The sequence below is a fragment of the Undibacterium sp. Ji50W genome (assembly GCF_049340445.1).
Lineage (GTDB): Bacteria > Pseudomonadota > Gammaproteobacteria > Burkholderiales > Burkholderiaceae_D > Undibacterium.
Genome location: NZ_JBMPOX010000017.1, coordinates 125,290 through 131,872, shown reverse-complemented (window position 1 = coordinate 131,872; position 6,583 = coordinate 125,290). Strand labels below are relative to the sequence as shown.

Here is a 6,583-nt window from a genome sequence, read left to right as displayed (position 1 = left end):
GGAGCCGAACTATAGCAAACCTTCTCCCTTCTTTGCAAGTACCTTGGGGAAATTATTTGGATGGTTCTTTGGTTGGGCGGCGTTGGGGTGGTTTTGTAGGGTGCGCTGCGCGCACCGGACTTTGGTTTGGCCGCGCCTTATATACATAGGACCGGCGGTGCGCGCGGCGCACCCTACTATTCTTCTTAGCTTGCACGCGGTTAAGCGAAGGGGCGCAACGCACCCTGCTATGCTTTGTACATTTGTTGGCGCTCTCGCCATACTTTACATGCTAATCTTTCAAAGATTGAAGCGTGCACCTATATGATAAGCACGCAAGCAGCAAAGAATGAAAAACAGTACATGAACTATTCACTATTTGATGATGTCAGCGAGATGCAGCCGTGGGTCGAACCCATCTGCGATGGCGCTGTTATCCTCAGACATTTTTCAGTACGACACGATACTGAAATAATGGAAGATATACAGCAGGTATTAAGTAGCCATCCCTTCCGTCAGATGCGCACACCGAACGGTCATCGCATGTCTGTCGCAATGACTTGTTGTGGTGCTGTGGGCTGGGTGTCGGACAAGGACGGTTATCGCTACAGCCCTTACGATCCGGAAAATAACGAGCACTGGCCAGCCATGCCGGAGCGTCTTTCTGCACTTGCCATACAGGCTGCGCTGGAAGCCGGCTACCCCGGCTTCCAACCAGATAGCTGTCTGATCAATCAATATCAGACTGGATCGCGTCTTAGCCTGCACCAGGATAAGGATGAAAAGAATTTTGCTGCACCCATCGTATCTTTCTCATTAGGTATACAGGCGACTTTTCTTTTTGGTGGCATGCAGCGCGCCGATCCTGTCCAGCGTTATCATCTGGCACATGGAGATGTCGTCGTCTGGGGTGGCCCGGCGCGCTTGCGTTACCATGGCGTTGCCCCGATCAAAGATGCAGCGCACCCCTTATTAGGCACACAAAGAATCAATCTGACATTTCGCCAGGCAATGTAGCGCGGCGTTGAAATACAGACAGGCTATCCACCACTTCAGAACAAGACAGACAAATCAACCATGCCAGTTTCGCTAGACAATCTCCTCGTCATAGGAATTTCCTCCCGCGCCTTATTTGACCTGGAAGCAGAAGAGACGCTGTTTCAGGAACAGGGCCTGGATGCGTATCGCCAACATCAACTGCAAGAAGAAAACAGCATACTGAAACCGGGTGCCGGCTTTGGCCTGGTGAAAGCCTTGCTGAAGCTGAATGCACTGACACCGGGACACAGACTGGTGGAAGTCGTCATCATGTCGCGCAACTCGTCCGAGACTTCCTTGCGCATATTCAATTCCATTGCCCACTACGGGCTGGACATTACACGTGCAGCTTTGTCTGGCGGTGCCCCTTTGGCGCCGTATCTACTGGCGTTCAATGTCAGTTTGTTTTTGTCCCTGCATGAGGATGATGTGCAGGCTGCCATCAATTCTGGTGTGGCATCGGCGATGCTATATCGCTTGCCGGACAACGCCGCGGACCCGGAACAGATTCGCATTGCGTTTGATGGTGATGCGGTGATTTTTTCAGATGAATCTGAACGCATTTATCAAGAGTTGGGCGTGGAAGCCTTTGAAGAGCATGAGCGGGAAAATGCCCGAAAGCCTTTGCCGCAAGGCCCATTTGCAAGGCTGCTGGTGGCGCTTTCGTATTTGCAGAATAATTTCAAAACACCAGATGGCCGTGCTTTCCCGTTGCGCACAGCGCTGGTGACTGCCCGCGCCTCCCCCGCCCATGAGCGCGTGATACGCACGCTACGTGCCTGGAATATCGCGATTGATGAAACCTTCTTCATGGGTGGCGTGAATAAATCTGCCGTGCTGGCGGCCTTCAAGCCGCATATGTTTTTTGATGACCAGCATGGTCATTGCCTGCATGCGTCGAATGTGGTGCCTACTGGTCGGGTACCTGTCAAGCAAGAAAAATAGACTGCTTCGAAAACACAAAAGCCAGTCTGACATGTCAGACTGGCTTTTTCACAGCAAAGACAGATTAACGCTGTGCCACTGCATCTACCACACACAAGGCTGTCATATTGACGATGCGACGGACCGTAGCAGATGGCGTCAGGATATGTACCGGTTTGGCACAGCCCAGCAAGATAGGGCCAATCGCGACATTATTGCCCGCAGTGGTTTTCAGCAGGTTATAGGCGATATTTGCGGCATCAATATTCGGCATGACCAGCAGATTGGCATCGCTCTTCAAAGCCGAATTTGGCATCATTTTCTTGCGGTAGCTGGCGTCGAGTGCGGTATCGCCATGCATTTCACCATCGACTTCCAGATCAGGTGCGTCGCGCTGGATAATTGCCAGTGCTGCCCGCATTTTCTGAGCGGACTCGCTATTACTGGAACCAAAATTCGAATGTGACAACAAGGCTGCCTTAGGCAGCAAGCCAAAGCGGCGCATTTCTTCCGCTGCCAGAATGGTGATCTCGGCGATTTGTTCTGCTGTCGGGTTTTCATTCACGTGGGTGTCAACCAGCACTATCTGACGATCCGGCAAGACCAGGCCATTCATGGCGGCATAGACATTTACGCCATCACGTTTGCCCAATACCTGGTTGATGTAATTCAGATGCAGGCCGGTCGTACCAAAGGTGCCGCAAATCATGCCATCGGCATCGCCTTTATGGATCATCATGGCACCGATCAGTGAATGACGGCGGCGCATTTCCAGCTTCGCATATTGCTCGGTCACGCCCTTGCGTGCGGTCATCTGGTGATAAGTCTGCCAGTAATCGCGATAGCGATCATCGTGTTCAGGGTTAATGACCAGGAAATCTTCGCCAGCCTTGAGGCGCAAGCCGAATTTTTCTATGCGCTGATCGAGGATGTGCGGGCGGCCCACCAGGATAGGCGTCGCCAGTTTTTCATCCGCGATGACCTGCACGGCACGCAAGACCTTTTCTTCTTCGCCTTCAGCAAAAACGATGCGCTTGCGTTCTGCCGGGGCTTTTTTGGCGATCTGGAACAGCGGTTTCATGAAGGTACCGCTGTGATAAACGAATTGCTGCAGCTTCTCTACATAAGCCTGCATGTCCTTGATCGGGCGCGCCGCCACACCGCATTCTTCTGCCGCACGCGCTACAGCCGGGGCAATCTTGATCATCAGACGAGGATCAAAAGGTTTCGGAATCAGGTATTCAGGGCCAAAGGACAAATTGTTGATGCCATACGCAGAGGCGACAATGTCTGACTGCTCAGCCTGGGCCAGTTCTGCAATCGCGTGCACGACCGCGATTTCCATTTCACGCGTGATGGTGGTTGCGCCGCAATCGAGGGCACCACGGAAAATGTAGGGGAAGCACAGAACATTATTGACCTGATTAGGGAAGTCAGAACGCCCGGTCGCCATGATGGCATCGTCACGCACAGCCTTGACTTCTTCCGGCAAGATTTCGGGTGTGGGATTAGCCAGCGCCAGGATCAGGGGATTCGGTGCCATCAGCTTGACCATATCCTGCTTCAGCACGCCGGCGGCCGACAAGCCCAGGAAAATATCTGCATCAGGCATCACGTCACGCAGACTGCGGGCAGTCGTTTCTTGTGCAAAACGCTCTTTGTCCGGGTCCATCAACTCGACACGGCCTTTATAAACCACGCCAGCCAGATCGGTAACGAATATATTTTCCAGCGGGAAGCCAAGGTCCACGATCAAATCCAGGCAGGCCAATGCCGCAGCACCCGCACCAGAGACAACCAGCTTGGTATTCTTGATGGTTTTGCCAACCACTTTCAAACCATTCATGATCGCCGCGCCTACGATGATCGCCGTACCGTGCTGGTCATCATGGAAGACCGGTATCTTCATGCGTTCACGCAGTTTGCGTTCGATATAAAAGCATTCTGGTGCCTTGATGTCTTCCAGATTGATACCGCCAAATGTCGGCTCCAGAGAGGCAATGATATCGACCAGCTTGTCCGGATCATTTTCGCTGATTTCGATGTCAAATACATCAATACCGGCAAATTTCTTGAACAAGACGCCCTTACCTTCCATCACCGGCTTGGATGCCAGCGGACCGATGTTGCCCAGACCAAGCACCGCCGTACCATTGGTGATTACACCAACCAGGTTGCCACGGGCCGTGTATTTGAATGCTGCAGTCGGGTCAGCCACGATTTCTTCACATGGAGCAGCGACACCGGGGGAATACGCCAAAGCCAGATCACGTTGATTCGTCAATTGCTTGGTTGCAGTGACACTTATTTTGCCAGGCGTCGGGAATTCGTGATATTCCAGCGCTGCCTGACGCAATTGTTGACGTATTTGCTCTTTTTGATCTGACGAATCCATGTGCTTGGCCTCTTTCTATTTTTGCTTACGGAAATCTTACTGCCCGTGATTCTAGCAGAGGGAACACTCTAACTTTATACGTATTTGTACGACTCATATGCTTTTGGCGCATAACCAAATGCGATTTATCTTGCTAGGCAAAGTCATATAGCTATTAACTATTGAATCAATTAAATCAATTGTCTTTTAAAATCAATTATTAAAATCTATTATCTGTCTCACGCTGATAGCAAACGCATGCAAATTTCAGTAAATCACCAGGAGAGCATTATGAGCACCCAGGCAACCCCATCCGTCACCATCAAAAACCTTGAATCTGCCTTTGCTGGCGAATCCATGGCCCACATTAAATACCGCTACTTTGCCAAACTGGCACGTGAAGCAGGTGCCATCGAAATTGCTGAAGCATTCGAAGCCACCGCCGACCAGGAAGTCATGCATGCCTTTGGTCATCTGGATTTGCTGTATCCCAAAAGCCAGTTGACACCACAACGTGCACTGGAAATTGCCATTGAAGGTGAAACCTATGAATACACTGAAATGTATCCGACATTTCGCCATCTCGCTGTGGAAGAAGGCAATCACGCTGCTGTCGCTGAATACGATGAGCAAATCGCAGAATCTAAGGAACACGCTGAAAACTTTAAGCGGACTTTAGCAATCGCGGCAAAACGTTTCGCTGCGCTGGCGAAGGTGGAAGAGCGTCACGCCAATCATTATCGCGCTGTGCTGGAAGCCAATCAGGCTTGAGTCCGGGAAAAATTTCAATCAAAAGTTAATCAAAGAATACAGAGGACACCATGAAAACTTACCAATGCATCGTATGCGGTTTTATCTATGATGAATCCATAGGCTTGCCAGAAGAAGGTATCGCCGCAGGCACACGCTGGGACGATATCCCGGCAGATTGGGAATGTCCGGATTGCGGCGTCGCCAAAGCTGATTTTGACATGATAGAAATCTGAGGTTTGCCATGAAGCCCATCACCATCATCGGTTCCGGCCTGGCGGGTTACACCCTCGCCAGGGAATTCCGCAAGCTCGACAAAACCACGCCATTGCTGATCATCACTGGCGATGATGGTGGTTTTTATTCCAAGCCCATGCTGTCGAATGCCTTTGCATTGGGCAAGCAGCCACCACGGTTGCAAAGCCAGACCGTTGAACAAATGGCGGCCCAATTAAATGCCCATGTCCTGACCCGGACCATGGTCAGCGGCATCAACACCGATGCGCAAACCGTGCAGACCGCTATAGGCGAATTCGACTATGCGCAACTGATACTGGCACTGGGTGCGCAAGCCATACGCCTGCCCATCGCTGGCAATGCTGCCGACCAGGTCTTGTCAGTCAACAACCTGGCTGACTATACGGTGTTTCGCGAGCGACTGGCACAAGCCGGTGACAAGGTAAACGTCACCATACTGGGGGCAGGATTGATAGGTTGTGAATTCAGTGACGACCTGGCCAGTGCAGGCCATACCGTCACCCTGGTAGACCCGAATGCCCTGCCACTGGCAGCACTGGCACCGGTCGCCATTTCACAAGGCTTGCAAACTGCCCTGATGGAAAAAGGTGTGCAACTGGAACTTGGCACCACCGCCCGCCAGATTGACCGGCACGACCAGGCCCTGCACGTCACCCTGTCCAATGGCCACAGTTTTGCCACGGACGTGGTTTTGTCCGCAGTCGGCCTGCGGGCCGACACCCGCTTGGCACAGGCAGCGCAATTACATACCGGACGCGGGATCATTGTGGATGAATATGGCCAAACCAGTGCCAGCAATGTCTATGCACTGGGCGATTGTGCGCAGTACACTCTGGCCGATGGCAGTCAAAGCACCATGCCCTATGTAGCACCGCTGATGGCAGCCGCCAGATCCATTGCATTAAGCCTGACAGGTCAACCCACACGGATAGACATGAAACTGGCTGCGGTATTGGTCAAAACACCGTGCTACCCGGTTGCCCTGATCGCGCCTGCCGCCCACATCAGCCCATCAGGCACATGGGAATCCGAACACACTGCCGGTGTCACGACCAGTCGTTTCTTTGATAGTGACAAGGTAATGCGCGGCTTTGCCGTTGCACCACACAGTGCCAAATCGAGGACGACACTGATCAGTGAGTTGACAGCAGCACAGGCGACAGCCATGACATCCTTGGCCTGATTGTGCTGATTGACAAACACCTGCCAACGCCTGTGTGGGTAAGCATTTGTACCGAATTAAGCCAGTCCACGTTGTAT

Annotated in this window: 6 protein-coding genes; 5 read left to right on the top strand and 1 reads right to left on the bottom strand. The window is 52.1% G+C overall.

Annotation, left to right across the window (positions count from 1 at the left end; translation table 11 throughout):
• Nucleotides 1-342: 342 nt before the first annotated feature.
• A complete protein-coding gene (gene alkB / locus ACO0K9_RS20825; RefSeq protein WP_422988005.1) occupies nt 343-996 on the top strand; it encodes a DNA oxidative demethylase AlkB in 654 nt (217 codons plus the stop codon).
• Between the two features lie 60 nt (nt 997-1,056).
• Nucleotides 1,057-1,962 carry a 5'-nucleotidase gene (locus ACO0K9_RS20820; protein WP_422988004.1) on the top strand — a complete coding sequence of 302 codons (906 nt, stop codon included), beginning with the start codon at nt 1,057-1,059 and terminating at the stop codon, nt 1,960-1,962.
• Nucleotides 1,963-2,026: 64 nt separating this feature from the next.
• On the opposite strand, the gene ACO0K9_RS20815 is transcribed toward ACO0K9_RS20820, so the two are convergent.
• On the bottom strand, nt 2,027-4,336 hold the full coding sequence (locus ACO0K9_RS20815; RefSeq protein WP_422988003.1) for an NADP-dependent malic enzyme: 2,310 nt from the start codon (nt 4,334-4,336) through the stop codon (nt 2,027-2,029).
• Between the two features lie 270 nt (nt 4,337-4,606).
• Here ACO0K9_RS20815 and ACO0K9_RS20810 point away from each other — a divergent pair, with 270 nt between their 5' ends.
• The 3 genes from ACO0K9_RS20810 to ACO0K9_RS20800 are packed head-to-tail and all read left to right on the top strand — an operon-like array spanning nt 4,607 to nt 6,506.
• Nucleotides 4,607-5,086, top strand: a complete 480-nt coding sequence (locus ACO0K9_RS20810) for a rubrerythrin family protein (protein WP_422988002.1) — start codon at nt 4,607-4,609, stop codon at nt 5,084-5,086.
• 50 nt (nt 5,087-5,136) lie between these two features.
• A complete protein-coding gene (locus ACO0K9_RS20805) occupies nt 5,137-5,301 on the top strand; it encodes a rubredoxin (RefSeq protein ID WP_422988001.1) in 165 nt (54 codons plus the stop codon).
• An 8-nt stretch (nt 5,302-5,309) separates the two neighbouring features.
• Nucleotides 5,310-6,506, top strand: a complete 1,197-nt coding sequence (locus ACO0K9_RS20800) for an FAD-dependent oxidoreductase (RefSeq protein ID WP_422988000.1) — start codon at nt 5,310-5,312, stop codon at nt 6,504-6,506.
• Nucleotides 6,507-6,583 lie beyond the last annotated feature (77 nt).